Origin of the sequence: Xanthomonas hawaiiensis, from assembly GCF_031834635.1 — a bacterium.
Taxonomy (GTDB): Bacteria; Pseudomonadota; Gammaproteobacteria; order Xanthomonadales; family Xanthomonadaceae; genus Xanthomonas_A; species Xanthomonas_A sacchari.
Genome location: NZ_CP115873.1, coordinates 1,062,134 through 1,087,075, shown reverse-complemented (window position 1 = coordinate 1,087,075; position 24,942 = coordinate 1,062,134). Strand labels below are relative to the sequence as shown.

General features: G+C 68.3%; 22 protein-coding genes and 9 tRNA genes. 8 read left to right on the top strand and 23 right to left on the bottom strand.

The window, feature by feature from the left end; translation table 11 throughout:
* Window positions 1-150 precede the first annotated feature (150 nt).
* Window positions 151-405, top strand: coding sequence for a DUF2798 domain-containing protein (locus tag PG878_RS04820; RefSeq protein ID WP_209031999.1), 255 nt, complete (start codon window positions 151-153; stop codon window positions 403-405).
* Window positions 406-451: 46 nt separating this feature from the next.
* Here the strand turns inward: PG878_RS04820 and PG878_RS04815 are convergent, their stop codons facing one another.
* The 3 genes from PG878_RS04815 to PG878_RS04805 form a co-directional block, all read right to left on the bottom strand.
* Window positions 452-856 carry a DUF6165 family protein gene (locus tag PG878_RS04815; RefSeq protein ID WP_017907820.1) on the bottom strand — a complete coding sequence of 135 codons (405 nt, stop codon included), beginning with the start codon at window positions 854-856 and terminating at the stop codon, window positions 452-454.
* A 104-nt stretch (window positions 857-960) separates the two neighbouring features.
* A complete protein-coding gene (locus PG878_RS04810; RefSeq protein ID WP_244672689.1) occupies window positions 961-2,826 on the bottom strand; it encodes a rhamnogalacturonan lyase B N-terminal domain-containing protein in 1,866 nt (621 codons plus the stop codon).
* Window positions 2,827-3,201: 375 nt separating this feature from the next.
* Window positions 3,202-3,292: transfer RNA gene (locus PG878_RS04805), tRNA-Ser, on the bottom strand.
* A gap of 208 nt (window positions 3,293-3,500) precedes the next feature.
* On the opposite strand from PG878_RS04805, the gene PG878_RS04800 reads away from it, so the two are divergent.
* Window positions 3,501-4,205, top strand: a complete 705-nt coding sequence (locus PG878_RS04800; protein WP_017907821.1) for a PP2C family protein-serine/threonine phosphatase — start codon at window positions 3,501-3,503, stop codon at window positions 4,203-4,205.
* Window positions 4,206-4,401: 196 nt separating this feature from the next.
* Here PG878_RS04800 and dnaQ read toward each other — a convergent pair whose 3' ends face one another.
* From dnaQ to PG878_RS04785, 3 genes are read right to left on the bottom strand one after another with little or no spacing between them, the layout of a single operon-like run.
* Window positions 4,402-5,139, bottom strand: coding sequence for a DNA polymerase III subunit epsilon (gene dnaQ, locus PG878_RS04795; protein WP_209031998.1), 738 nt, complete (start codon window positions 5,137-5,139; stop codon window positions 4,402-4,404).
* Between the two features lie 29 nt (window positions 5,140-5,168).
* A complete protein-coding gene (rnhA, locus tag PG878_RS04790; protein WP_010341132.1) occupies window positions 5,169-5,627 on the bottom strand; it encodes a ribonuclease HI in 459 nt (152 codons plus the stop codon).
* 13 nt (window positions 5,628-5,640) lie between these two features.
* Window positions 5,641-6,300: a class I SAM-dependent methyltransferase gene (locus PG878_RS04785; protein WP_209031997.1), complete on the bottom strand. Its 660-nt coding sequence runs from the start codon at window positions 6,298-6,300 to the stop codon at window positions 5,641-5,643.
* 12 nt (window positions 6,301-6,312) lie between these two features.
* Here PG878_RS04785 and gloB point away from each other — a divergent pair, with 12 nt between their 5' ends.
* Together gloB and PG878_RS04775 are read left to right on the top strand one after the other, a co-directional pair.
* Complete coding sequence (gene gloB / locus PG878_RS04780) at window positions 6,313-7,080, top strand: hydroxyacylglutathione hydrolase (RefSeq protein WP_209031996.1); 768 nt, start codon at window positions 6,313-6,315, stop codon at window positions 7,078-7,080.
* Window positions 7,077-8,288, top strand: coding sequence for a lytic transglycosylase domain-containing protein (locus PG878_RS04775; protein ID WP_209031995.1), 1,212 nt, complete (start codon window positions 7,077-7,079; stop codon window positions 8,286-8,288). Before gloB ends, PG878_RS04775 begins: the two co-directional genes overlap by 4 nt.
* Before the next feature lie 410 nt (window positions 8,289-8,698).
* Here the strand turns inward: PG878_RS04775 and PG878_RS04770 are convergent, their stop codons facing one another.
* The 14 genes from PG878_RS04770 to PG878_RS04705 form a co-directional block, all read right to left on the bottom strand.
* Window positions 8,699-10,687: a peptidylprolyl isomerase gene (locus PG878_RS04770; RefSeq protein WP_209031994.1), complete on the bottom strand. Its 1,989-nt coding sequence runs from the start codon at window positions 10,685-10,687 to the stop codon at window positions 8,699-8,701.
* A 175-nt stretch (window positions 10,688-10,862) separates the two neighbouring features.
* Window positions 10,863-10,939, bottom strand: a tRNA-Asp gene (locus PG878_RS04765).
* A gap of 117 nt (window positions 10,940-11,056) precedes the next feature.
* Window positions 11,057-11,133, bottom strand: a tRNA-Asp gene (locus tag PG878_RS04760).
* 27 nt (window positions 11,134-11,160) lie between these two features.
* A tRNA-Val gene (locus PG878_RS04755) sits at window positions 11,161-11,235 on the bottom strand.
* Window positions 11,236-11,246: 11 nt separating this feature from the next.
* A complete protein-coding gene (locus tag PG878_RS04750) occupies window positions 11,247-11,519 on the bottom strand; it encodes an HU family DNA-binding protein (RefSeq protein ID WP_010341124.1) in 273 nt (90 codons plus the stop codon).
* A 229-nt stretch (window positions 11,520-11,748) separates the two neighbouring features.
* Window positions 11,749-14,217, bottom strand: a complete 2,469-nt coding sequence (gene lon / locus PG878_RS04745; RefSeq protein WP_209031993.1) for an endopeptidase La — start codon at window positions 14,215-14,217, stop codon at window positions 11,749-11,751.
* Between the two features lie 178 nt (window positions 14,218-14,395).
* Window positions 14,396-15,682, bottom strand: coding sequence for an ATP-dependent Clp protease ATP-binding subunit ClpX (gene clpX / locus PG878_RS04740; protein ID WP_209031992.1), 1,287 nt, complete (start codon window positions 15,680-15,682; stop codon window positions 14,396-14,398).
* A gap of 128 nt (window positions 15,683-15,810) precedes the next feature.
* A complete protein-coding gene (gene clpP, locus PG878_RS04735; RefSeq protein WP_010341121.1) occupies window positions 15,811-16,437 on the bottom strand; it encodes an ATP-dependent Clp endopeptidase proteolytic subunit ClpP in 627 nt (208 codons plus the stop codon).
* Window positions 16,438-16,577: 140 nt separating this feature from the next.
* A complete protein-coding gene (tig, locus tag PG878_RS04730; RefSeq protein ID WP_010341120.1) occupies window positions 16,578-17,873 on the bottom strand; it encodes a trigger factor in 1,296 nt (431 codons plus the stop codon).
* A 191-nt stretch (window positions 17,874-18,064) separates the two neighbouring features.
* A tRNA-Leu gene (locus tag PG878_RS04725) sits at window positions 18,065-18,149 on the bottom strand.
* Between the two features lie 91 nt (window positions 18,150-18,240).
* Window positions 18,241-18,316, bottom strand: a tRNA-Lys gene (locus tag PG878_RS04720).
* 76 nt (window positions 18,317-18,392) lie between these two features.
* Window positions 18,393-18,469 (bottom strand) — tRNA-His (locus PG878_RS04715).
* A 34-nt stretch (window positions 18,470-18,503) separates the two neighbouring features.
* Window positions 18,504-18,580: transfer RNA gene (locus PG878_RS04710), tRNA-Arg, on the bottom strand.
* Window positions 18,581-18,624: 44 nt separating this feature from the next.
* Window positions 18,625-18,701: transfer RNA gene (locus PG878_RS04705), tRNA-Pro, on the bottom strand.
* Window positions 18,702-18,853: 152 nt separating this feature from the next.
* Between PG878_RS04705 and PG878_RS04700 the strand changes: the two genes are divergently transcribed.
* Entirely contained in the window at window positions 18,854-18,949 is a 96-nt protein-coding gene (locus PG878_RS04700; RefSeq protein ID WP_209031991.1) for a Bax inhibitor-1/YccA family membrane protein, read from the top strand.
* 143 nt (window positions 18,950-19,092) lie between these two features.
* On the opposite strand, the gene PG878_RS04695 is transcribed toward PG878_RS04700, so the two are convergent.
* The 3 genes from PG878_RS04695 to grxC form a co-directional block, all read right to left on the bottom strand.
* On the bottom strand, window positions 19,093-20,100 hold the full coding sequence (locus tag PG878_RS04695; RefSeq protein WP_017907834.1) for an isocitrate dehydrogenase: 1,008 nt from the start codon (window positions 20,098-20,100) through the stop codon (window positions 19,093-19,095).
* Between the two features lie 164 nt (window positions 20,101-20,264).
* Complete coding sequence (locus PG878_RS04690; RefSeq protein ID WP_209031990.1) at window positions 20,265-20,678, bottom strand: carboxymuconolactone decarboxylase family protein; 414 nt, start codon at window positions 20,676-20,678, stop codon at window positions 20,265-20,267.
* A complete protein-coding gene (gene grxC / locus PG878_RS04685; protein WP_017907836.1) occupies window positions 20,675-20,986 on the bottom strand; it encodes a glutaredoxin 3 in 312 nt (103 codons plus the stop codon). Before grxC ends, PG878_RS04690 begins: the two co-directional genes overlap by 4 nt.
* Window positions 20,987-21,135: 149 nt before the next feature.
* Between grxC and PG878_RS04680 the strand changes: the two genes are divergently transcribed.
* From PG878_RS04680 to phoR, 3 genes are all read left to right on the top strand, one after another.
* Window positions 21,136-22,779 carry a M48 family metalloprotease gene (locus tag PG878_RS04680; protein WP_209031989.1) on the top strand — a complete coding sequence of 548 codons (1,644 nt, stop codon included), beginning with the start codon at window positions 21,136-21,138 and terminating at the stop codon, window positions 22,777-22,779.
* A gap of 83 nt (window positions 22,780-22,862) precedes the next feature.
* On the top strand, window positions 22,863-23,552 hold the full coding sequence (gene phoB / locus PG878_RS04675; RefSeq protein WP_160959358.1) for a phosphate regulon transcriptional regulator PhoB: 690 nt from the start codon (window positions 22,863-22,865) through the stop codon (window positions 23,550-23,552).
* Between the two features lie 64 nt (window positions 23,553-23,616).
* Window positions 23,617-24,942, top strand: a complete 1,326-nt coding sequence (gene phoR, locus PG878_RS04670) for a phosphate regulon sensor histidine kinase PhoR (RefSeq protein ID WP_209031988.1) — start codon at window positions 23,617-23,619, stop codon at window positions 24,940-24,942.

Below are 24,942 nucleotides of genomic sequence, written 5' to 3'. Positions count from 1 at the left end.
CCGCCGACCTGGCCTGCAGGAGCCGCCGTAAGCGTTTACGTCAATCAACGCGCCAACTGCGCCGGATCCGTCCGGGGCTGTTTCCCGCCCGGGCCTGGCAGGCCGTTGGCGGGTGGCGCCTTCGATCGACCGGCTTACGGAGAGTCCTCGATGTCACGTTCCCCGCTGTTTTCCCGCAAGCTGCCCGCGCGCCACGCCGCCTGGGTGACCCCGCTGCTGCTGTCGGTGCTGATGACCTGCATCGTCTCGATGATCAGCACCCTGCGCAGCGTCGGGCTGGCGCCCGGCATCGGCACGCTCTGGCTCGGCGCCTGGGCGCTGTCCTGGCTGGTCGCCTTCCCCACCCTGCTGCTGGTGCTGCCGCTGGTGCGGCGCCTGACCGGCCTGCTGGTCGCGCGCGACTGAGAAGCGCGGCGTTCCGGGAGGCGGCAACGCCTCCCGGTCAACGCCCTCACGCCGAGGCGTTGCGGTAGTCCTGGTAGGACTTCTCTTCCACGTAGCTGGAACCCAGGGCCAGGTTGATTTCCTTCTTGAGCCGCGCGCGCTCGTCGTTTTCGTAGTACACGCTGCGTGCCAGCTTGATGAACTCCTCGTCGAAGGCCTGCGCCTTCTCCTTGATCCGGATCTCGTCCTCGATCACCCACAGGCGCTCGTTGACCGCCTTCAGCTCCGCGCGCAGGCGCGCCACGTCGCCGCCGGCCGCCGGATGCGCCATCCAAGTCTTTTCCAGCGCCGACAGTTCCGCACGCACATTGGCCAGCTTGCCCGGATCCTCGATGCGCTCGGACTTGATCTGCAGGATGGCGATCTTGTCGAGCAGTTCGCCGAAGGACACGGGCACCAGGATTTCGGACATGGCAGACACCACAAACAGAAGTCGCGCCAGTGTAACGGCTCTGCCTTAAGACGGCGTCGGCACTGCGTCGCGACGGCGCGCTCGCCTGGAGCGCAGCACGGACGTCAGCGCGCCGCCGCGACGCCCGCCGGCACGTCCTGGATCAGATCGATCGCATCGTACGCAACGCCCGGACTGAGGAAACCCTGCCCGTGCTGACCGCTGGCGACGCTCAACGTCAGGTCGTTGCTCCCGACCTTCAACGCGGACAACGGGATGACGAAGCGATAGACGGCGTTGTTGCCGCGATAGGTGCCGACCGTCAGCGTGCGCGAGGTCGGTTGCTGCGACGCCGTGGGAACCGCCGCCTGCCACCCGCCGATCGCGGGCACCGGGCGCCCATGAAAAGCGGCGGTAGTGATGCCGATGCGCAATGTCGGCGGCGCCGCCGGCAGGCGCTCGAGGACGAAGCGCACGTGCAGCGCGTCGTTCACGTCCTGCCATTGATACGCGGGAAAGTCCTGCGCCGCTGACGACGCACCGACCGTGAATGGCGCAGTCCGCCAACTCGCCATGCGCACATCCGACGGGTGCATGGTCGCCACCTTGTCGCCGTTCAAGAATTCGCCCGGCGAGCCGTCCCAGCGCCCGATCCGCCACAACGCCGGCACGCGGTCCGGATCGTCGGCGCGCAGCGTCCCGGCGGCCACGGCACGGCCGGCCACCACAGTGGCCTCGCCCTGCGCCACGGCCAGTTCGTTCTTGTAGAGCGTCACCCGGTAGACGCCCGGCAGCATGCCGCTGCGTTCGAAACGCCCGTCCGCGCCGACGCCGGTCCAGTACTGCGCCTGCGCCGAGGCGAAACCCACCGTGTAGGCAAAGGCGGGATCGAGTCCGCGTGCCGTACCGGCCACCGCGCCGCGCGCCGCCGGCGGCACGTAGCCGTCCAGGCCGGCACCGGCGAACCACCCGGTATCGACCGGCCCCGGCGGCGCGCCATCGGTGAAGACCAGCGTGTAGGCATCGAGGACGCCGGTACGGAACGGCTCGGTCTGGCCTTCGCCGTAATTGACGATGTAGGTCAGTTCCTGGTCGACGGTGCCCTGGTCCAGCAGACTGCGGTAGAACGGGCCGCCGGAGCCGCCCTCGTTGTCGTCGCGCACCATCCACATCCCCACATGCGCACCGGTCGCGCCGAAGTAGCGCCAGTCGAGCAGCCGCATGTTGGAATAGTGTTTCGAGCGGGTCTGCCCGTCCGGGCGGGCGAACACATCGTGCGCCTCGATCGTCCGGTCGGTCCCGTGCAGGTCCGCGGGTTCGGGACCATGCGGGAGCAGCACCCAGGGCACGCGCACGACGAAGCGCAGCAGCCCGGGCTTGGGTTCGCTGCTGAAGCGGTCGGCCATGTAGATGCGCGGCTCGCCGCGCCGGGCCAGGTAATAGTGGACCAGATCGCCCGAGCGCACCGTCACCCGGATCGTGTCGGCATCGAGTTGTCGCGCCGCGACGGCGACCGGCCCGGCATCCGCATAGAGGCCGGCGAAGCCCGAGTTGACGTGGCTGTCCTTGGCCGGATCCTGGTACTCGACGCCATGCCAGCGCAGCGAACACAGACCGCCCGCGCTCTGCAAACCACTGCGGCCGGCGATGCGCCGCACGGCGAAGGTCAACCCCGCCCCGGTGTCGACGACATAGGCATCCGGGCGTTCGCTGAGTCCGAACCCTGCCGCGCGCGCGGACGCCGGGGCCTCCGATATCGGCGCCGCAGCGCCGCGCTGCGCCGTGGCACCGACCGCGGCGAGCAGCAGGATGCACAGGAAGGAGAAGCACCGTCGCGATCCCGGACGCCCAGTTGCGCTCGACATTTTCATTGCCTGTGCGCGCTGCAATGCCCTGGTGACGCCGGAACACGCGTCGGCATGTCGATCCGCACGCTCGAAGCCAACCCGACTGTCCATTGCGCCAATGCCGAAACCAGGGGGCGACAGCATGCGAACACGACCGCTGGACGATGGATGAACCGGGAGAACGGGCTTGTCCGACGCAGGGTGGAAGCGCCTGCACGCGACGGCATCCAGGCCCCACGACGCACCGCATCGGCGAGGCAGGATCGGCCCAAGCGGCGAACGAAACGGACGCATGCCACGCGCAGGGGCTGTGGTGATTGCCCTGCGACAGGGCGGCGATGCCCAGCATGCGGGCTTACCGCCGCGCACGAACCGTTGAGGCATCATCGCGGCGCGGGGACACGGAGGTTGATCAGGGCTACCGCCAGGCGCGGATGGCATCGCCAGCGGCGTTTGCCGGTCCGGCGCGGGGTCATGCCCCTGATGACGCGGCCTCGCAGAAGCGCGAGACGCAAGAACTGGCGGGAAGGGGGGGATTCGAACCCCCGAGGCGCTATAAACGCCTGCCTGATTTCGAGTCAGGTACATTCAACCACTCTGCCACCTTCCCGGGTGGTCCCCGGCGGACCGGGGGCGTGCATCATACGGTTCCCGCCGCGCGCGGACAAGCGGCCCGGCGCCGAGGCCCCGCAAGCGCCCCGCGGCACGGGGCGATGAACCCCGCCTGCTTGCCGCCACGCGCGGCGATTGCCTGATCCGCGCGCGACCGCGATGATGCCCGTCGACCCCAGAAAACACCGGCCGGCCGCAGGCGCGCAATGATCGAATTCGGACACCTCACCCACGTCGGCCTGCGCCGCGACCTCAACGAGGACACCTACTACGGCGACCACGAACTGGGGCTGTGGCTGGTGGCCGATGGCATGGGCGGCCACGCCTGCGGCGAGGTCGCCAGCGCCCTGGCGCGCGAGGCCATCGTCCGCGAAGTGCGCGGCGGCACCGCGCTGGCGCAGGCCATCCGCATCGCCGACGAGGAGATCATCCGCGCCTCGCAGCGCCGCAACGATACCCTGCCGATGGGCACCACGGTGGTGGCCGCGCGGGTGCAGGGCAACCGCTTCGAGGTCGCCTGGGTCGGCGACAGCCGCGCGTATCTGTGGCGCGACGGCAAGCTGGCCCAGCTCAGCCAGGACCACAGCTACGTGCAGGAACTGATCGCGCAGGGCGCGCTCACCGCCGAGCAGGCCCGCGCCCATCCGCACCGCAACGTGGTCACCCAGGCGCTGGGCGTCACCGACCCGCAGCATCTCAACGTGGCCACGATGACCGGCGAACTGCGCCCGGGCATGCGCCTGCTGCTGTGCAGCGACGGGCTCACCGAGGAAGTGGACGATGCCGGCCTGGCCAACGCGCTGGGCCACGACGACTGCAGCGCGCAGGAGTGCGTGGACATGCTGGTCGCCGCCGCGCTGGACGAAGGCGGCTCGGACAACATCACCGCGATCCTGGTGCGCTGTCACTGAGGACGGTGCGGCGCTGCCGCCGCTCCCGTCCGCGCAAACGACTCAGCGCACCGCTGGGCACTGCATTCTTCACGCTCAATCCGGCCAGACCGCCCTGTAGGAGCGGCTTCAGCCGCGATGGGGCTTTCCGGTAAAGCTCCATCGCGGCTGAAGCCGCCCCCTACACCATCCGTCCCGTCGTCATTCGAGGCGCCCTTCAGCCGGCCACCGCTTCCGCCACGACCGGCTCGGCGTCGTCCCACAACGCGCGACCGGCCTTCTTGCGCAGCTTCTCCAGCCGCGCCTGGTGCGCTTCCAGCTCCGAGGCCGTCGGCAACACCCGCGGCCGCGGCAGCAGCCGCGTCATGTCGAACGCCGGCCCTTGCGCCGCCGCATGCGCGGCGCCGTCCTCGGCCAGGGCGAAGCCGATCTCCTCCTGGCCGGAGGTCAGCGCGATGTAGACATCGCTGAGGATCTGCGCATCGAGCAGCGCGCCGTGCAGTTGCCGGTGCGAGTTGTCCACGCCCAGCCGCTTGCACAGCGCGTCCAGCGAATTGCGCTGGCCGGGGAAGCGCTCGCGCGCCAGCAGCAGGGTGTCGATCACCGTGGCGCGGTCGAGGATGCGGCCGTAGGACTCGCCCAGCCGCGACAGTTCGTAGTCCAGGAAGCCCAGGTCGAACGAGGCGTTGTGGATGATCAGCTCGGCGCCGTCGATGAACTCCAGGAATTCGTCGACCACCTCGTGGAATTCCGGCTTGTCGGCGAGGAAGTCCAGGGTCAGGCCGGTGACTTCCTGCGCGCCGGGCTCGAAATCGCAGTCCGGGCGCAGGTAGCGGTGGAAATTGCGTCCGCTGGGGCGGCGTTCGAGCAGTTCCACCGCGCCGATTTCGACGACGCGGTTGCCCTTCTTCCATTCCAGGCCGGTGGTTTCGGTATCGAGGATGATCTGGCGCATGGGACTCGCAGCGGAAAAGGGAGACGGGATCAAGGCGCGACCACGGCGCCGCCGGCACGCACGTGCAGGGCCTGGTTGCGCGCCAGTTGGTCGACCCGCTCGTTGTCCGGATCGCCGTTATGGCCCTTGACCCAGCGCCAGTCGATCGTATGCCGCTGCGCCGCGGCGTGCAGCCGCTCCCACAGATCACGGTTCTTGACCGGATCGCCGCCAGCGGTCTTCCACTGCCGGCGCACCCAGCCGGGCATCCATTCGGTGATGCCCTGGCGCACGTACTGCGAGTCGGTGTGCAGCACGATCTGGCAGGGCTCGTTGAGCGTCTCCAGGGCCATGATCGCGGCCATCAGTTCCATGCGGTTGTTGGTGGTGTGCGCCTCGGCGCCGGCCACCTCGCGCTCCAGTCCCTTGTAGCGCAGCAGCGCGGCCCAGCCGCCGGGGCCGGGATTGCCGAGGCAGGCGCCATCGGTATGGATGTCGACAGTCTTCATGAAACTCCGTAGATCAGATCGAAGCGACCGAGCCGCGCCAGCGGACCGGCGCGCGCAGCGGAATGGGGCCGATGCCGGCCGCGGTGCGTTTTTCCGCGTGCAGCATGCAGACCGCGCGCAGCGGCGCGGTGGAGGTGGCCGGGCCGACGCCACCGCGAGTCGGCCACACCGGCCCGAGATAGCGCAACTGCTCCACGCACGGCAGGCCGACCTGCTCCAGCAGGCCGCGCCAACTGCCCGGTGGGCGCGCCACCAGGCCCTGGCGGCGCCAGCGCAGCCGGTACGGGCTCATCGCGTTGAGCGCGAACAGCCACACGCGGCCACCCGGCATCAGGATGCGCTCGCATTCCTCCAGCAGTTCCGCCGCGTCGGCGGCGAGCACGTGCTGCAGGACGATGGCGTTGACGCTCTCCGAGGGCAGCGGCAGCGGCAGCGTGCACACCAGGTCGCCGGCATAGCCGCGCGGACTGCGGTGCAGGCGCACGCCCCGCCCCGGCAGCTCGCGCCCGGGAGGCGGCAGCGGCACCGGCGCCAGCCACAGCCAGGGCTGCGCGGGGCGCTTGAGCAGGGCGTCGAGGATCAGCGGCTGCTCGGCCTGGAGCAGCGCCTGCGCCCCGGCCGTATCAAACCAGGATGAGACGTTGGCTTGACGAGGGAGCGACACGGCAGGCATGGTGCCAATTCTATGCGACTGATCGCCCTGCCCGCATTCCAGGATAACTACATCTGGGCGATCGCCACGGACGACGGGCGTGCGTTGCTGGTCGATCCAGGCCAGGCCGACCCCGTCCTGGAGGCCGCCGCGCAAGACCTGCAGCCGGCCGCCATCCTGCTCACCCACCATCACGACGACCATATCGGCGGCGTGGCGGCGCTGCGCGAACGCTGGCCGGACATCCCGGTGTACGCGCCGGACGACCCGCGGATCGCCGGATTTTCATGCGAGCGGGTCGGCGACGGCGATGTCGTGAAGGTGCTGGACTGGCAGTTCGATACCCTGTCCGTCCCCGGCCACACCCGCTCGCACGTGGCCTATGTCGGCCACGGTCACCTGTTCAGCGGCGATACGCTGTTCAGCCTGGGCTGTGGGCGCATGTTCGAAGGTACGCCCTCCCAGATGTTGGGTTCGCTGCAGCGCCTGTCCGCCCTCCCGGGGCAGACGCTGGTCTGCTGCGGACACGAATACACCTTGGCCAATGCGGCATTCGCCGTCACGGTCGATCCCACCAACGCTGCCCTGCGGCAGCGCCATCAGGAAGCCCAGGCCATGCGTCACGCTGCCCGCCCCACCGTTCCCGTCACCCTCGCCAGCGAACTGGCGACCAATCCGTTCCTGCGCACCGCCTCGGCGGCGATCCAGCAGGCGATCGGCGCCCGGCTCGGCCGGGGGGTGTCCGACGAAGTGGAAGTCTTCGCCGAATTGAGGCGCTGGAAAGACGATTTCCGCGCATGAGGGCGCTGGCGTTGACGGCGGCGCTGACGCTGGCGATGGCGTCGGCGGCGCCCCCCGCGGCGGCCGCGACCCCGCTTGCGGCGGCACTTGAGCAGACCGTGGCCGGCCTGAACGGCCTGCCGACGGACGCGGCGGCATTGCCGCCGCCGACCACCCGTAACGGGCACGACATCCTCGCCCGCTTCCGCGACGGCCTTGCCGACGCGCGTTGCGACGCCGGCGCCACCGATGCGCGCTGGCAGCAGCAGTTCTCGCGCGCCCCCTCGCGCCTGGCCGACGAGGACGAGGACGTGCTGCCGTTGTTCGGCTACGTGGTCGACGAACTGCGTGCGGCCAACCTGCCGACCGAGTTCGCGCTGATCCCGTTCGTGGAGAGCGGCTACCGCCCGGCCGCGCGCAACAGCGGCGGCCCCGCCGGCCTGTGGCAGTTCATCCCCGGCACTGCGCGCAATCACGACGTTCCGCTGGAGAACGGCTACGACGGCCGCCTGTCCGCCGTCGACTCCACCCGCGCCGCGGTGCGCTACCTGAAGACCCTGCACGGCATGTTCGGCGGCGACTGGCGCCTGGCGATCATGGCCTACAACGCCGGCGAGTACCGCGTGCTGCAGTCGATGCGCCGCGCCGGCATGAACGCGCAGAACGCGCAGCCGGACAAGCTGCCCGGGCTGTCCTCGGTCACCTACGCCTATGTCGAGAAGCTGCACGCGCTGGCCTGCGTGCTGGAACAGGCGCAGACCCGCGACGAATGGATGGCCTCGCTGGACCGCGACGTGCCGATCCTGCAGGCGCAGACCCTGCCCGCCGGCATGGCGCTGGACGAGTGGGCACGGCGCCAGGCGCTGCAGGGCAACCAGCTCGCACGGCTGAACCCGGCCCTGGGCAGCGGCCGCGGCGCCAAGCGCGCACTGCCGGTGCTGGCGCCGCGCAGCGTGGGCGGCCCGGTGCTGGCCCAGGACACCACAGCGCCGGCGCAGGACGACGCCCCGGTCGCCACCACCGTGGCCAGCGCCGACGACAGCCCCGCGCCGAGCCGCACCACCCGCGCTGGCGCACGCTCCCGCCACACCCATACCGTGCGCGACGGCGATACCGCCTGGAACATCGCCAAACGTTACGGCATCACCGTGCAGGCGCTGCTGATGAAGAACGGCCTGTCCGCACGCAGCGTGCTGCGTCCCGGCATGGTGCTGAGCTACGAGGACTGAACGCTCCCGCCTCGGCGGGACGACGTCCGAAACACGCTGCAACGCCAGAGGACGTGCAGCCGCGTCGCGGGATGACCACGACCCGAGCGGCGCCCGACACCGACGCGAACCTCTGCGAGGCCGGCGTCTCACAGCGCCCAGCACCTGCGCCGACCAGCGTACTGCCCGACGGGCAGGATGCCTTGCCTCGATCGCAGCCAGCTTGCACAGTGCCTCACGCTGAGCGATGGCGGCCGCGTGCCCCGCCCTTCGTGCCCGCCCAACCTGCCAGCCGGCACACGCCCTGTGCTTGCGCACGCGTTGCCGCACCGCTGCGCGCGGCAAGACGCACACGTTGATGCCCTCTGAAACGCAACAGGCCCGGCAATGCCGGGCCTGTCGCGTGACAGCACGTGTCGACGGCGCCGCTGTTACAGCTGCGACTCCTGCACGCTGATCTTGAAGTGCTTGCGCATCGCATCGACGTAGGCCTTGGCATCGGCCTCGCCTTCGATGCGCGCCAGTTGCTGCTGGAACATCGTCTGCTGCTCGGCCGGCACCTTGCTCAGGTCGCCCGGCGTGACCTTGGTGACGGCGAACAGCGCATAGCGCTTGCCCACCGTGCCCGGCGCGGCAGGCAGCTCAACCTTGCCCACCGAGGGCTTGCCTTCAGCCGGCTGCGGCGCGCTGAAGATCGCCTGGCTGGCCTGTGCGCTCGGCATCGGCACGTTGCGCGGCAGCCCCGGCATCGGGTTGATCTGCAGCTTTTCCGGGCCGGCCAGGGCTTGCAGGGTCTCGCCCTTGCGCAGGCGCGCCAGCAGCGCGTCGGCCTTGGCCGCGGCGGCCTTGGCGGTGCGATCGGCATGCACCGCGGCGACGACCTGCTCGTGCACCTTGGCCAGCGGCTGGATCTGCTCCGGCTGGTGCTGGGTCACGCGGATCAGCACGCTGTGGTTCGGCCCCAGGTTGATCGGGTCGCTGACCGTGCCGTCCTGCACCAGGGTGTCGGAGAACGCGGCGCGCAACACCGCCGGCTGCGCGGCGATGCCGCTGGCGGTGGCACGCGAGAACGGCCCCAGCGTCTGCACCGGCAGGCCCACTTCCTTCGCCGCCGAGGCCAGCGCGGTCGGGTTCTTGTAGACCAGGTCCACCAGCTTGCCGCTCAGGTCGCTGAAGGCCTTCTCGCTGTCGGCCTTCAGTTGCTCGCTGGCGAGCTGGTCGCGAACCTGCTCGAACGACTTGCCGCCGCCGCCCTTGACCTGGCGCAGCTGGATCACGTGATAGCCGAATTCGCTCTTCACCGGCCCGACGATCTCGCCGGGCTTCATCGCGAACAGCGCATCCTCGAACGGCTTCACCATCACGCCCTTCTCCACCCAGCCCAGGTCGCCGCCGGCGTTCTTGGAACCGGGATCGTCGGAGTTGGCGCGGGCCAGCGCGGCGAAATCGGCACCGGGCTGCTTGGCTTCGGCCGCCAGCTTGGCCGCCTTGGCCTCGGCCGCCTTCTGCGAGGCCGCATCCTTGCCGGCGCTGATCAGGATGTGCGAGGCCAGCCGCTGGTCGGGCTCGACGAAGCGCGCCTTCTCGTCATCGTAGCGCTTGCGCAAGGTCGCCTCGTCGGCCGGCTTGACCGGCGGCAGGCTGGCCGCATTGAGGTCGACGTACTCGATCGTCACGCTTTCCGGCTGCTTGAAGTCGGACTTGTGCGAGTCGTACCACTGCTGCACCTGCGCATCGCTGACCGGCGCGGTATCGGCCGGCATCTCCGGCAACAGCGCCATCTCCACGTCGCGGGTCTCGCCCAGCATCTTCAGCAGGCGATCGGTCTCCTGCTTGGTGGCGAACGCCGATTCGGCGATGCCGGACGGAATCACCGACTGCTGCAGCGCATCGCGCACCAACTGCTGGAACATGGTCGGCGTGCGCGGCGGCGTGCCCGAGGCCAGCGCCAGGCGGTAGCGCTCCGGATCGAACTTGCCGTCGTTCTGGAACGCAGGCATGGAGCTGATGTAATCCCGCACTGCCGCATCGCCGATGACCACACCGGCGCGCTCGGCCGACAGCTTCGCCACCTGCTCGTCGATCAGTTGATCGAGCAGCTTGCGCTTGTTGTCGATGCTTTCGAACGCACGCGGATCGAAGTTCTCGCCCTGCTGCTCGCGCGCCTGGATGCGCGCCTGCTCGAAGCGGGTACGGAACTGCTCCGTGCTCACTTCGTGGTGCTGCCACAGCAGCGACACCGGCCACCACGACGGTGCCGACGACCACCACGACGGCGGTGCCTGCACCTTGGCGACATTGTTGGCACCGACGCCACCGAGGTAGCTGTTGTCGATGACGAACAGGAACGGAATCATCAACAGACCGATGATCGCGGTGGCGATCCAGCCCGAGGTCTTTTCGCGAAGTTTCTGCAGCATTGGGAACCGACGGCCTATTGGCGAGCCGCGCAGTTTAACCCGCTTCACGCCTTGCGGCAGAACCGGCCGCCCCGCAGCCCGCGCCGCTCATGCGCCGCGGCGGCAATCGGGGGCGAACGCCAGCGCGTTGCGGAAAAAAAGAAACCCCCGATCGCTCGGGGGTTTCGCGTACAAATGGCGGAGTGGACGGGACTCGAACCCGCGACCTCCGGCGTGACAGGCCAGCATTCTAACCGACTGAACTACCACTCCGCGTTTGAACGGAGGCGGGCGCGAAGCCCGCTTTCCCGGAGCTGCCGGGCCAACGCTGGCGCGTGGCGGCGACTGCGAGAAACGAAACCCCCGATCGCTCGGGGGCTTCGGTACAACTGGCGGAGTGGACGGGACTCGAACCCGCGACCTCCGGCGTGACAGGCCAGCATTCTAACCGACTGAACTACCACTCCGCTTTTGAAACCTGTCGCTTGGTGCTCTGGTGGGTGCTGAGGGTTTCGAACCCCCGACCCTCTCCGTGTAAAGGAGACGCTCTACCGCTGAGCTAAGCACCCTAGCGAGTCGATTAGTTTACGGCATCCTTCAGCGCTTTACCAGCCTTGAACGTCGGATTCTTCGACGCCGCGATCTTGATGGAGTCGCCGGTCTTCGGGTTGCGGCCGGTGCGCTCGGCACGGTCGCGCACCTGGAAGGTGCCGAAGCCCACGAGCGTGACGCTGTCGCCCTTCTTCAGGGCCTTGGTCACTTCCGACACGAAGGCGTCGATGGCACGACCGGCTTCGGCCTTGGAGATATCGGCGGCAGCGGCGATCGCGTCGTTCAGTTCGGCTTTATTCATTTCTTGATGACTCCATGTGCGGCAGAAGACCGCGGATTGAGGATCGGGTGTCGGCGTGGCCTGCCTCGCCTGAGCGAGACCCCGATGGATATGTTTTGCACTACCAAGCACGCCCGTTCGCGGTGCTCGCAAGCGCTGCATTTATACCAGCGGGCCCATACCCGCGCAAGCCGAAAAGCCAACAACGGCGCGGGTTTGAGCCGTTTGCGCGGGTACGGTTCAGCGCGCGTCAGTGCTTGACGCGCGGGTTCGAGGATGCTTTCTGCTTGCGTCGCGACGGTGCCTGTTCGGCATCGGCGGCGGGCTTGGGCGCGAGCGGACGCTCCAGTGCCAGATCCAGCACTTCGTCGATCCACTTCACCGGCACGATCTTCAGATCGCGGGTGACGTTCTCCGGGATATCGGCCAGATCCTTGCGGTTCTCCTCGGGGATCAGCACGGTGCGGATGCCGCCGCGCAACGCGGCCAGCAGCTTCTCCTTGAGTCCGCCGATCGCCGAGACGCGGCCGCGCAGGGTGATCTCGCCGGTCATCGCCACCTCCGACTTGACCGGCACCTTGGTCAGCATCGACACCAGCGAGGTCACCATCGCGATGCCGGCGCTGGGGCCGTCCTTCGGCGTGGCGCCGTCCGGCACGTGCAGGTGCACGTCGTGCTTCTGCAGGAAATCCGCCTCGATGCCAAGCCGCTCGGCGCGCGAGCGCACCACCGACAACGCGGCCGATGCCGATTCCTTCATCACGTCGCCGAGCTGGCCGGTCAGGATCACCGCGCCCTTGCCCGGGACCAGGGTCGATTCGATCTGCAGCAGATCGCCGCCGACCTCGGTCCAGGCCAGGCCAGTCACCAGGCCGATCTCGTTCTGCTCCTCGGCGCGACCGAAGTCGTAGCGGCGCACGCCCAGGTACTTGTCCAGGTTCTTCGAGCCGACGCTCACGCGCGCCTTGTCCTTGCGCGCGGCGCCCTTCTTCGCTGCGGCCTTCTTCGCCGTGGCGGCCGGCTGCGGACCGGCGAGGGCGATCTCCTTGACCACCTTGCGGCAGATCTTGGCGACCTCGCGCTCGAGATTACGCACGCCGGATTCGCGCGTGTAGTAGCGCACGATGTCGCGGATCGCGTCGGCGCCGATCTCCAGCTCGTCCTGCTTCAGGCCGTTGGCCTTGAGCTGCTTGGGCACCAGGTAGCGGGCGGCGATGTTGAGCTTCTCGTCCTCGGTGTAGCCGGGGATGCGGATCACTTCCATGCGGTCCAGCAACGGGCCGGGGATGTTCAGCGAATTGGAGGTCGCCACGAACATCACTTCGGACAGGTCCAGGTCCACTTCCAGGTAGTGGTCGTTGAAGGCGTTGTTCTGCTCGGGGTCGAGCACCTCCAGCAGCGCCGAGGACGGATCGCCACGGAAGTCCATCGACATCTTGTCGATCTCGTCGAGCACGAACAGCGGGTTCTTGCTGCCGACCTTGTTGAGGTTCTGCACGATGCGGCCCGGCATCGAGCCGACGTAGGTCCGGCGATGGCCGCGGATCTCCGCCTCGTCGCGCACGCCGCCCAGCGACATGCGCACGAACTTGCGGTTGGTCGCCTTGGCGATGGACTGGCCCAGCGAGGTCTTGCCCACGCCCGGCGGCCCGACCAGGCACAGGATCGGCCCCTTCATCTGCTTCACCCGCGACTGCACCGCGAGGTACTCGAGGATGCGGTCCTTGACCTTCTCCAGGCCGTAGTGATCGGCGTCGAGGGTTTCCTGCGCGACCTTCAGGTCCTTGCGCACCTTGCTGCGCTTCTTCCACGGCACGCCCAGCAGCCAGTCGAGATAGTTGCGCACCACCGCGGCTTCGGCCGACATCGGCGACATCTGCTTGAGCTTGTTGAGTTCGGCCTTGGCCTTGGTCTCCACCGGCTTGGGCATGCCGGCCTCGGCGATCTTGCGCGCCAGTTCCTCCAGCTCGCCCGGCGCATCGTCGAGGTCGCCCAGCTCCTTCTGGATCGCCTTCATCTGCTCGTTGAGGTAGTACTCGCGCTGGCTCTTCTCCATCTGCGACTTGACCCGGCCGCGGATGCGCTTCTCCAGCTGCTGCACGTCGATCTCGCCGTCGACCAGGCCGACCAGCATCTCCAGGCGCTCGCCCACTTCCAGGGTTTCCAGCAGGCGCTGCTTGTCGGCCAGGCGCACGCCGATGTGCGCGGCGATGGTGTCGGCCAGGCGGCCGGGCTCGTCGATGCCGGACAGGGTCTGCAGCAGCTCCGGCGGCAGCTTGCGGTTGGTCTTGACGTACTGCTCGAACAGCGACATCAGCGAGCGCGCGATCGCCTCGACCTCGCGCTCCTCGCGCGATTCGGCGGCATCGATCTCGCGGCCTTCGCCCTGCAGCGCGCCGTCGCGCTCGGCGACCTTGTCGACGCTGACCCGCGACAGGCCTTCGACCAGCACCTTGATGGTGCCGTCGGGCAGCTTCAGCAGTTGCAGCACCTGCGCCAGCGTGCCGACGTTGTAGAGGTCGGCCGCCGCCGGATCGTCGGTTTCGGCGGATTTCTGCGCGACCAGCAGGATGCGCTTGTCGGCCTCCATCGCGTGCTCGAGCGCGCGCATGGATTTGTCGCGACCGACGAACAGCGGGATGACCATGTGCGGGAAGACCACGACGTCGCGCAACGGCAGGACCGGCAGGTCGAGGACTTCGGATTGGGACTGGGCCATGAGGATTCCGATTTGGGAGGCGGGAACGCGATGCGGGCGGCCATAAAAACGCCGATGGCCCCGTTATGGGGCCATCGGCTGGACGATGCAAGGGGAGCGCAGAACCCCTATATGTTTCAGCGACTTACCGGCAGGCAAGCGGGGCGCGACGGGGTCGCCGCGCAGCGCCTGCCCGGGGTCACTCCGCAGAGGCGACCTTGGGCGCCGCCGGCGGGGTCTGGTAGATCAGGTACGGCTCGGACTTGTGCTCGATCACCGACTCGTCCACCACCACCTTGCTGACGTTCTCCTGCGACGGCAGCTCGTACATCGTGTCCAGCAGCACCGATTCGACGATGGTGCGCAGGCCGCGCGCGCCGGTCTTGCGCTTGAGCGCCTTCTTGGCGATGGCCAGCAGCGCGTCCTGGCGGAACTCCAGCTCCACGCCTTCCATCTCGAACAGCTTCTTGAACTGCTTGGTGATGGCGTTCTTGGGCTCGGTGAGGATCTTGATCAGCGCCGGCTCGTCCAGTTCCTCGAGCGTGGCGACCACCGGCAGGCGGCCGACGAACTCGGGGATCAGGCCGAACTTGATCAGGTCTTCCGGCTCGACCTCGGCCAGGATCTTGCCGACCTCGCGCTTGCGCTCGACGCTCTTGACCTTGGCGCCGAAGCCGATGCCGCCGGCGTCGTTGGAGCGCTGCTGGATCACCTTGTCCAGGCCGGCGAACGCGCCACCGCAGATGAACAGGATGTTCTTGGTGTCCACCTGCAGGAATTCCTGCTGCGGATGCTTGCGCCCGCCCTGCGGCGGCACCGAGGCGACCGTGCCTTCGATCAGCTTCAGCAGCGCCTGCTGCACGCCTTCGCCGGACACGTCGCGGGTGATCGACGGGTTTTCGCTCTTGCGCGAGATCTTGTCGATCTCGTCGATGTAGACGATGCCCTGCTGCGCCTTGTCGACGTCGTAGTCGCACTTCTGCAACAGCTTCTGGATGATGTTCTCCACGTCCTCGCCGACGTAGCCGGCTTCGGTCAGCGTGGTCGCATCGGCGATGGTGAACGGCACGTTGAGCAGGCGCGCCAGCGTTTCCGCGAGCAGCGTCTTGCCCGAACCGGTCGGACCGACCAGCAGGATGTTGGACTTGGCCAGTTCGACCTCGTCGTTCTTCTGCCGGCTCTCGATGCGCTTGTAGTGGTTGTACACGGCCACGGCGAGCGTGCGCTTGGCGCGCTGCTGGCCGATCACGTACTGGTCGAGCACTTCGAGGATCTCGCGCGGCTTGGGCAGGCTGCTGCGTGCCGACTGCGCCTTCTCCTCGAGCTCCTCGCGGATGATGTCGTTGCACAACTCGACGCATTCGTCGCAGATGAACACGCTGGGCCCGGCGATCAGCTTACGGACCTCGTGTTGACTCTTGCCGCAGAACGAGCAGTACAGGATCTTGTTGCTGTCGCCGGAACGGCCTTGCCGGTCTTCGCTCATTGCTTCGCTTACCCAGTTACCCCACCCGATGAACGGGGGTTCGATTTCGAGAATAGCACAGGGCCGGGAGGACGCTAGCCCGACCCCGGCCCTGCGGAATACGCTGCGTTTTGCAGTACATGCAAGCCTTATGCCGGCTGGATGGACTCATCCGGACGACGCTCCAGGACCTGGTCGACGAGGCCGTAGGCCTGCGCGTCGATGGCGCTCTTGAAGTTGTCGCGCTCGGTGTCGCGGGCGATGGTTTCCAGCGACTGGCCGGTGTGCTTGGCCAGGATTTCGTTCAGCCGCGCGCGCAGGGTCAGGATCTCGCGGGCGTGGATGTCGATATCGGTGGCCTGGCCCTGGAAGCCGCCCAGCGGCTGGTGGATCATCACCCGCGAGTTCGGCAGCGCATAGCGCTTGCCGGCCGCGCCCGACGCCAGCAGCAGCGCGCCCATCGAGGCGGCCTGGCCGACGCAGATGGTGCTCACGTCCGGCTTGATGTACTGCATGGTGTCGTAGATCGCCATGCCGGCGGTGACCACGCCGCCCGGCGAGTTGATGTAGATGCTGATGTCCTTCTCCGGATTGTCCGCTTCCAGGAACAACAACTGGGCCACGATCACATTGGCCATGTGGTCGTCGATCGGGCCGACCAGGAAGATCAGGCGCTCCTTCAGCAGACGCGAATAGATGTCGTAGGCGCGCTCGCCACGACTGGTCTGCTCGACCACCATCGGAACCAGATTCAAGGCCTTGGTCACATTGTCCACGCGGTGATCTCCTGCTGCTCGGGGTCGGTCCTGCACGGGGGTGTGCAGGGCTTCGCATCGTGTTGCGCCCCGCCGCCGCGGGGAGGTGAAACGGGATCCGCGTCGCGCAGGTCGGCTGCGCAACGCGGCGACGCGTCGTCTTATTGACGGATCGCGTCCTGGAACGACATCGCCTGCTCGGTGTGCTGGGCGCGCTCGGCGATCCAGTCGATCACCTGCTCTTCCATCACGCGGCTCTGCAGTCCCCCCATCAATTGGGGATCGTTGCGGTACATCTCAATGACCTGTTCCGGCTCTTCGTAGGTCGAGGCGATCAGGCGCAGCGTCTCCGAGACCCGCTTCGGGTCCAGGCGCAGTTCGTTGCGGCGGGCGACCTCGCCGACCAGCAGGCCGACCAGCACGCGCTTGCGTGCGGCGTCCATGAAGCCCTGGTGGGCGTCGTCCGGCACCTGGCCCGGGTCGCGGCCCGAACGGCGCAGTTGCTCGACCTGCTGCGCCAGCATGGCGCGCGCCTCGTTCTCGACCAGGCGCGGCGGCATTTCCACCGACGCGTAGGCGGCGATCAACTGCTCGCCGACTTCGCGACGCAGGCGGTTCATCAGCGCACCCTTGAGCTCGCGCTCCAGGTTGATGCGGATGTCCTTGCGGAACTGCTCGGCATCGCCGCTCTTCACGCCGAAGCTCTTGATGAACTCCTTGTCCACCTCCGGCAGCACCGGCGCGGCCACGTCGACCGCCTTCACGTGCACCTGGACCTGCTTGCCGGCGAACTGCGGCACGCGCCAGTCGGCCGGGAAGTCGACCGTCAGCGTCTTCTCTTCGTCCTTGGACAGGCCAACCAGGCCCTGCTCGATCGCCGGGAACATGACGCCCGACCCGATCACGCTGCTGCCCTTCTCCACGCCCTCGGCCGGCAGACGCTCGTCGCCGACCTGCGACCAGGTCTCCAGGGTCACCAGGTCGCCGTCCTGCGCCGGACGCGCGGCCGGCTGCCAGGTGCGGCGCTGCAGGCGCAGGTTCTCGATCATCTGCTCGATGTCGGCGTCGGTGACCTCGGCGGTGTGGCGGATCACCTGCAGCGTGGACACGTCGATGTCGCCGAAGTCCGGCACCACTTCGAAGGTGGCCACGAACTGCAGTTCGTTGTCGCCGGCGCGGTCGATGCGCGGGTTGCCGGCCAGGCGCAGCTCGTGCTCGCGCACGGCCGAATCGAAGGTTTCGCGCAGCAGGCCGTCCAGCGCCTCGGCGCGGATCTGCGGCCCGAAGCGCTGCTCGATCACCTTGGCCGGAATCTTGCCCGGACGGAAGCCCTTGATCCGCGCGGTACGCGCGACTTCGCGCAGGCGGCCGCCGACATGGGTTTCCAGGCGATCCTCCGGCAGGGTGAAGGTCAGACGCCGTTCCAGGGTACCGGTGGTTTCGATCGAAGCTTGCATGTGGACTCCTGCCACCGGGAGCCCACGGCTCTCGGCACGATGTAGAAAAGTACGGGTTGGCGCGGGCACGGGACAGCCGCCGCAGCCGGATAGTTTCGCCTATTCCCGCGGCGCCTGCCAGCGCAGGGCCGGGAGACCCGAAGCGGCGACGCCGGACGTGGCCGCGCGCGCACGGTCCACGGGCATCGGGATGGTGCGAAAGAGGGGACTCGAACCCCTACGCCTTGCGGCACTGGTACCTAAAACCAGGGCGTCTACCAATTCCGCCACTTTCGCGCTGCGGCGCCGGAAGGCGCCCGCCGGCACATTGTTGCAGGCCGGCCGGCAAAGAAAAAGGCACCTGCCGGAGCAGGTGCCTTTTCGTTTTTGGTGGGCCGTCAAGGATTCGAACCTTGGACCTATTGATTAAGAGTCAACTGCTCTACCAACTGAGCTAACGGCCCTGAAACTGAGTCGCACATTCTATGTGCTTTTTTGCTTCGTTGCAACACCCCGCGAAGCATCGGGTCACGCGATCAATGGGGTGGCTGAGGGGACTCGAACCCCCGACATCTGGAATCACAATCCAGTACTCTAACCAACTGAGCTACAGCCACCATTGAAACCTTGCATCTCCTGCCCGGCGCCATGTGGCGCGCCCGACAGGAATCGAACCTGTAACCGCCGGCTTAGAAGGCCGGTGCTCTATCCAGTTGAGCTACGGGCGCCCTGGCTGGATTGTCGCATTCCTTTCCGCCGTTGGACATCGGATTGGTCGGGGTAGAGGGATTCGAACCCCCGACATCCTGCTCCCAAAGCAGGCGCGCTACCAGACTGCGCTATACCCCGGCGGAACATCCCTCGCGGCCAAGGCCGGAAAGGTCGGCTATTGTGGGAAGCTTGCGCGGCGATGTCAACGTCGCAGGCGCGCAACATCGCTCACAACATGCTCGACGTCCGTTCCCGGCATCGGCCAGGGTCACGTCCAAGAGAGAAACCAGATGGAGTGGTACGGCGCGTTCGGCCTGATGGTGACCCTGGTGTGGCTGTCCGTGCAGTTCCTGCGCTTGCTGTCGAAGGTGCAGTCGCGGAATTGAAGCTGAGAGTCGGGAATCGGGATTAGGGAATCGCAAGAGCGGCTCCCCTTGATCGATGAGCGGGCGTGGCTTCAGACAAACGTCCGAGCAACAGAAAGGGCGCCCTGGGGCGCCCTTTCTGTTTGTGCGATCTTCCGGCGCGCTCAGAGGCGGCTGGCGATGGCCTTGGCGAAGCCCATGGTGTTGCCGCTGCCGCCCAGGTCCGGGGTCAGCCCGTCCTTGGCTTCCAGGGTGGCGACGATGGCATTGCGCAGGCGCTCGGCGTTCTGCGGCTGGCCGATATGGTCCAGCAGCTGCGCCGCGCCCAGCAGCAGCGCGCACGGGTTGGCCTTGCCCTGCCCGGCGATGTCCGGCGCCGAGCCGTGCACGGCTTCGAAGATCGCCGCGTCCACGCCGATGTTGGCGCCCGGGGCCAGGCCCAGGCCGCCGACCAGGCCGGCGCACAGGTCCGAGAGGATGTCGCCGAACAGGTTGGTGGTGACGATGATGTCGAACTGCTCCGGGCGCATCACCAGCTGCATGCAGGCGTTGTCGACGATCATTTCCTGGAACTCGATCTCCGGGTAGTTCGCCGCCACGTCGCGCGCCACCTTCAGGAACAGGCCCGAGGTGGACTTGATGATGTTGGCCTTGTGCACCGCGGTGACCTTCTTGCGGCCGGTGGCGCGGGCCAGGTCGAAGGCGTAGCGGACGATGCGCTCGGAGCCCTTGCGGGTCACCTTGGCCATCGACAGCGCGGTCTCGCCGTCGGCCGACACTTCCTGGCCTTCGCTCAGGTAGGCGCCTTCGGTGTTCTCGCGCACGGTGATCAGGTCAACGCCGGCGCCGAAGCGCGACTTGGTGTTCGGGAACGACTTGGCCGGACGCACGTTGGCGTACAGGTCGAACTGGCGGCGCATGGCCACGTTGATCGAGCTGAAGCCCTCGCCCACCGGCGTGGTCAGCGGGCTCTTCAGCGCCACCTTGTTCTTGCGGATCGACTCCAGCGTGGCGGCCGGCAGCAGGTCGCCGTGCTTCTCCAGCGCCACCAGGCCCGCGTCGGCGTATTCGTAGGTGAGGCCGGCGTTCAGCGCGTCGAGCACGAACAGCGTGGCGTCCATGATCTCCGGGCCGATGCCATCGCCACGGATGACCGTGATTGTCTGCGTCATAGGGTTGCGGTTTCCGTACAAGAGGGGGGAGCGCCGCCCGGGAACCGGGGCTGCAGGCGCAAGGAGGTTTCAGTGGTAATTATGCCCGAAGCCGGTGAAGGCGCCCAAAACCGGGCGGCCGCCGGCGTCGGGCGCTGGCGGCCATCGCGCAGCCCGCGGCGGGCTCAGTCGTGCGCGTGCTGCGTCGGCGCGGCGACCTCGCCGGCCTCCAGCGTGTCGAGGAAGTCCACGGCGCGGCGCAGGTGCGGGATCACGATCGATCCGCCGACCACCAGGCCCACCGAGAAGGTCTCGAAAAACTCCTCGCGGCTGACCCCGGCCTCCTTGCACTGGGCCACGTGGTAGCTGATGCAGTCGTCGCAACGCAGCACCAGCGAGGCGACCAGGCCGAGCAGTTCCTTGGTCTTCACGTCCAGGGCGCCGGCCTGGTAGGTCTGGGTGTCCAGCGCGAAGAAGCGCCGTACCACCTGGTTCGGCTCGGCCAGGATGCGCTGGTTCATGCGCTGGCGGAACTCGGTGAACGCGCGCACCCGGTCCTGTCCGTCTGCACCGCCCTCGCCCGTCGCGGCGCCGCTCATGCCTGCGCCTCGGGGGCATGGCCGTCGAGCAGCGGCTCCAGCTTGCCGGCGCGGTGCAGCGCCATCATGTCGTCGTAGCCGCCGACGTGGACGTCGCCGACGAAGATCTGCGGCACGCTGGTGCGCCGCGCCAGCGCGACCATCTTCTCGCGCTCGGCCGGGTCCAGGTCGATCCGCACCTCGTTCCAGGTGCGGCCCTTGCTCTTGAGGAAGTTCTTGGCCGCCACGCAGTACGGGCAGATCGCGGTGGAATAGAGGGTGATCGGCGGGCCGCCGGCGTGGCCGGTGTCGGCAGTTGGGTTGTCCACGGGAAACTCCGGGCGGTGTCGAGGGTCCAAGCCACTATGGTAGCGGCCGGGTGGATTTTCGAGGCCGCTGCCGCAACACTGCGAATCATCCCGGATTCACCGTCGTCCCGGCCGCCACCCGGCGTCCGCCTGCCCCCTTGGAGCCCGTCTTGCGCCTGCTGCCGCTCGCCTTCGCGATCACCCTGGCCACCGCCTGCGCCGTTGCGCCGGCCCAGGAGAACAAGCTGCCGGACATCGGCTCCTCGGCCGGCGAGCTGCTGACCCCGGCGCGCCAGGCCGAGTACGGCAAGATGATGCTGGCCGAGCTGCGCAGCTACGGCTACGTACTCGAGGACCCGCTGATCGACGACTGGCTGCAGACCATGGGCACCCGGCTCGGCGCCAACAGCGACCAGCCGCAGCAGAAGTTCACCTTCTTCATGCTGCGCGACCGCCAGATCAACGCCTTCGCCACCCTCGGCGGCTACGTCGCCGTGAACGCCGGCCTGGTGCTGACCGCCGAGCGCGAGGACGAGGTGGCCGCGGTGCTGTCGCACGAAATCGCCCACGTCACCCAGCAGCACGTGCTGCGCGGGGTGGAGCGGGCGCAACGCGACCAGATCCCGATCCTGCTCGGCATGCTCGCCGCGGTGGTCGCCGCGCAGCAGGCCGGCGGGCGTTCCAGCGGCGACGCCACCCAGGCGGCGATCGCCAGCGGCCTGGGGCTGATGCAGCAGCGGCAGATCGACTACACCCGCTCCAACGAATCGGAGGCCGACCGGCTGGGCATCCGCACCCTGGCGCGCAGCGGCTACGACGTCGATGCGATGGCCGGCTTCTTCGAGCGCATGTCGCTGGCGATGCGCGGCAACCAGGGCGGCTACAGCACCCCCGATTTCCTGATGACCCACCCGGTCACCACCACCCGCATCAGCGAGGCGCGCGAGCGCGCCGAGCAGATGAAGAAGAACACCCTGACCGTGACCACCAGCGTGCCCGGCGGCACCCTGCAGGAGCGGGTCGATCCGAACGACGTATCGCTGAGCCAGCCGCTGGGCGCGCCCAGCAACCCGCTGCTGCCGGGCGGCCTGCAACTGCCGTTCGCCAACTACGCGCGCGGCCCCAGCGGCCAGTTCGAGTGGGCCCGCGAGCGGCTGCGGGTGTTCAGCGCCAACACCCCGGCCGATGCGATCCGCGAGTACGAAGGCCTGCGCCAGGGCAGCAAGCAGGGCCTGAGCGATGCCCAGCGCTACGGCCTGGCGCTGGCCCGGCTGCGCGCCGGCGGCGCCGCGCAGGACGTGGCGCAGACGCTGGAGACCCTGCTGCAGGCGCACCCGGACAACTGGTGGCTGACCGTGGCGGTGGCCGAGGCCGACGCCAAGGCCGGCCGCCCCCAGGCCGCCGACCAGCGCTTCGAGGCGCTGGTCAAGCGCATGCCCAGCAACCGGGCGGTGGCGCTGAGCTATGCGACCGCCCTCAACGAACAGGGCGGCCGCCAGGCCGGCCAGCGCGCGCAGGCGGTGCTGCGGCCGCTGCTCGGGGCGGCTGCGGAGGATCCGGTGTTCCAGCGCACCTTCGCCCGCGCCTGCGAACTGGCCGGCGACGACACCCGCGCCGGCGAGGCCTATGCCGAGGCCGCCTACCTGAACGGGCACCCGGAGCAGGCGCTGATCCAGCTCAACAACCTCAAGAAGCGCAGCGACCTGGATTACGTGGCGCGCGCGCGCATCGATGCGCGCATCGCTGCGATCACCCCGACGGTACTGGAACTGCGCCGCCAGGGCGTGCAGGACCCGGACATGCAACGGCGCTGAAACGCGCCCATGGCAGGCGTCACTTAAACGTAATAAAACCGTAGTCTACTGGCGACCTTCCTCCCCAGTTCCACGGTGCCGTTGTGCAGAAACGCATCCTGATCGTCGACGACGAACCGGCCATCCGCGACATGGTCGCGTTCGCCCTGCGCAAGGGCGACTTCGAGCCGGTGCATGCCGGCGATGCCCGCGAGGCGCAGACCTCGATCGCCGACCGGGTCCCGGACCTGATCCTGCTGGACTGGATGCTGCCCGGCACCAGCGGCCTGGAACTGGCCCGGCGCTGGCGCAAGGATGCGATGACCCGCGAAGTGCCGATCATCATGCTCACCGCCCGCGGCGAGGAGAACGACCGTGTCGGCGGCCTGGAGGCCGGCGTCGACGACTACGTGGTCAAGCCGTTCTCGGCGCGCGAACTGCTGGCGCGGATCCGCGCGGTGATGCGCCGCACCCGCGAGGACGACGAGGACGGCAGCGTCTCGGTCGGCAGCCTGCGCATCGACGGCGCCGCGCACCGGGTGTTCGCCGGCGAGGCGCCGGTGCCGATCGGCCCGACCGAGTACCGCCTGCTGCACTTCTTCATGACCCATCCCGAGCGCGTGTACAGCCGCGCGCAGTTGCTCGACCACGTCTGGGGCGGCAGCGTCTACGTGGAAGAGCGCACCATCGATGTGCACATCCGTCGCCTGCGCAAGACGCTGGAGCCGTTCGCGGTGGAAAACATGGTGCAGACGGTGCGCGGTTCCGGCTATCGCTTCTCTGCGTCCATCTGACCGCCGGCTTGGCCTGCTATAACGGCGGACGGATCACGATCCTTTGCGACAGAGTGCGTTCCCGATGCCCCGCCACATCCGCTCCGCCTGGTTGAAGACCCTCGGCACGCTCGCCGGCATGCTGTTGCTGGCGTTGCTGGTCGGCTGGATCGGCGGTCACGTGTGGATGGCGCTGACCCTGATGTCGCTGGGGGTGATGGGCTGGCACTACTGGCGGCTGCGGCGGGTGCTGCGGCGGCTGACCGCGCGCCAGCGCTGGGAGCCGCCGGCCGGCACCGGGGTGTGGAACGAGCTGGACCGGCTGCTGTACCGCAGCCAGGCGGAAATGCGCGTGCGCAAGCGGCGCCTGCTGGACATGTTGCGCGCCTACCGCGCCGCCGCTGCGGCGCTGCCCGACGCGGTGGTGGTGGTGGACCGCAACAGCCAGCGCATCCAGTGGTTCAACGAGGCCGCCGGGACCCTGCTCGGCCTGCGCCATCCCGGCGACCTCGGCGCGCCGGTGGTGGAGCGGCTGCAGCCGATGCCGCTGGCGCACTGGCTCAGCGCCGGCCGCAACGCCGAGCCGATGCTGGACATGCCCTCGCCGGTCGACGAGCGCCTGCGCCTGAACCTGCGGCTGATCCCCTATTCCGAAGACCACTGGCTGCTGGTCGCGCGCGACGTCAGCAAGCTGCTGCAACTGGAACAGGTGCGCCGCGATTTCGTCGCCAACGTCTCGCACGAACTGCGCACGCCGCTGACCGTGGTCCACGGCTACCTGGACATGCTCGATCCGGAGGACTTCCCGGACTCGGGGCCGATGATCGCCGAGATGCGCAAGCAGTCGCAGCGCATGACCCAACTGGTCGAGGACCTGCTGACCCTGTCGCGGCTGGAATCGCAGGAGCACGCCAACGAGGAGTCGATCGCGATGGCGCCGATGCTGGCCACGCTGCGCCGCGAGGCCGAAGCGCACAGCCAGGGCCGGCACCGCATCGAGGTCCACGACGAGGCCGATTGCGACCTGGTCGGCTCCAACAAGGAACTGCACAGCGCCTTCTCCAACCTGGTCACCAACGCGGTGCGCTACACCGCGGCCGGCGGCACCATCCGCATCAGTTTCGCCCGCGAAGGCGACGGCGCGGTGCTGGCGGTGCGCGACAGCGGCTACGGCATCCCCGCGCATCACCTGCCGCGGATCACCGAGCGCTTCTACCGCGTCTCCAGCAGCCGTTCGCGCGAGAGCGGCGGCACCGGCCTGGGCCTGTCGATCGTCAAGCACGTGCTCGGCCTGCACCAGGCGCGACTGGAGATCGAGAGCGAAGTCGGCAAGGGCAGCACCTTCTCCTGCCACTTCGGCGCCGGGCGCGTGCATCCGCGGCACGACCATGCCACCCTGACCTCCGCCTAA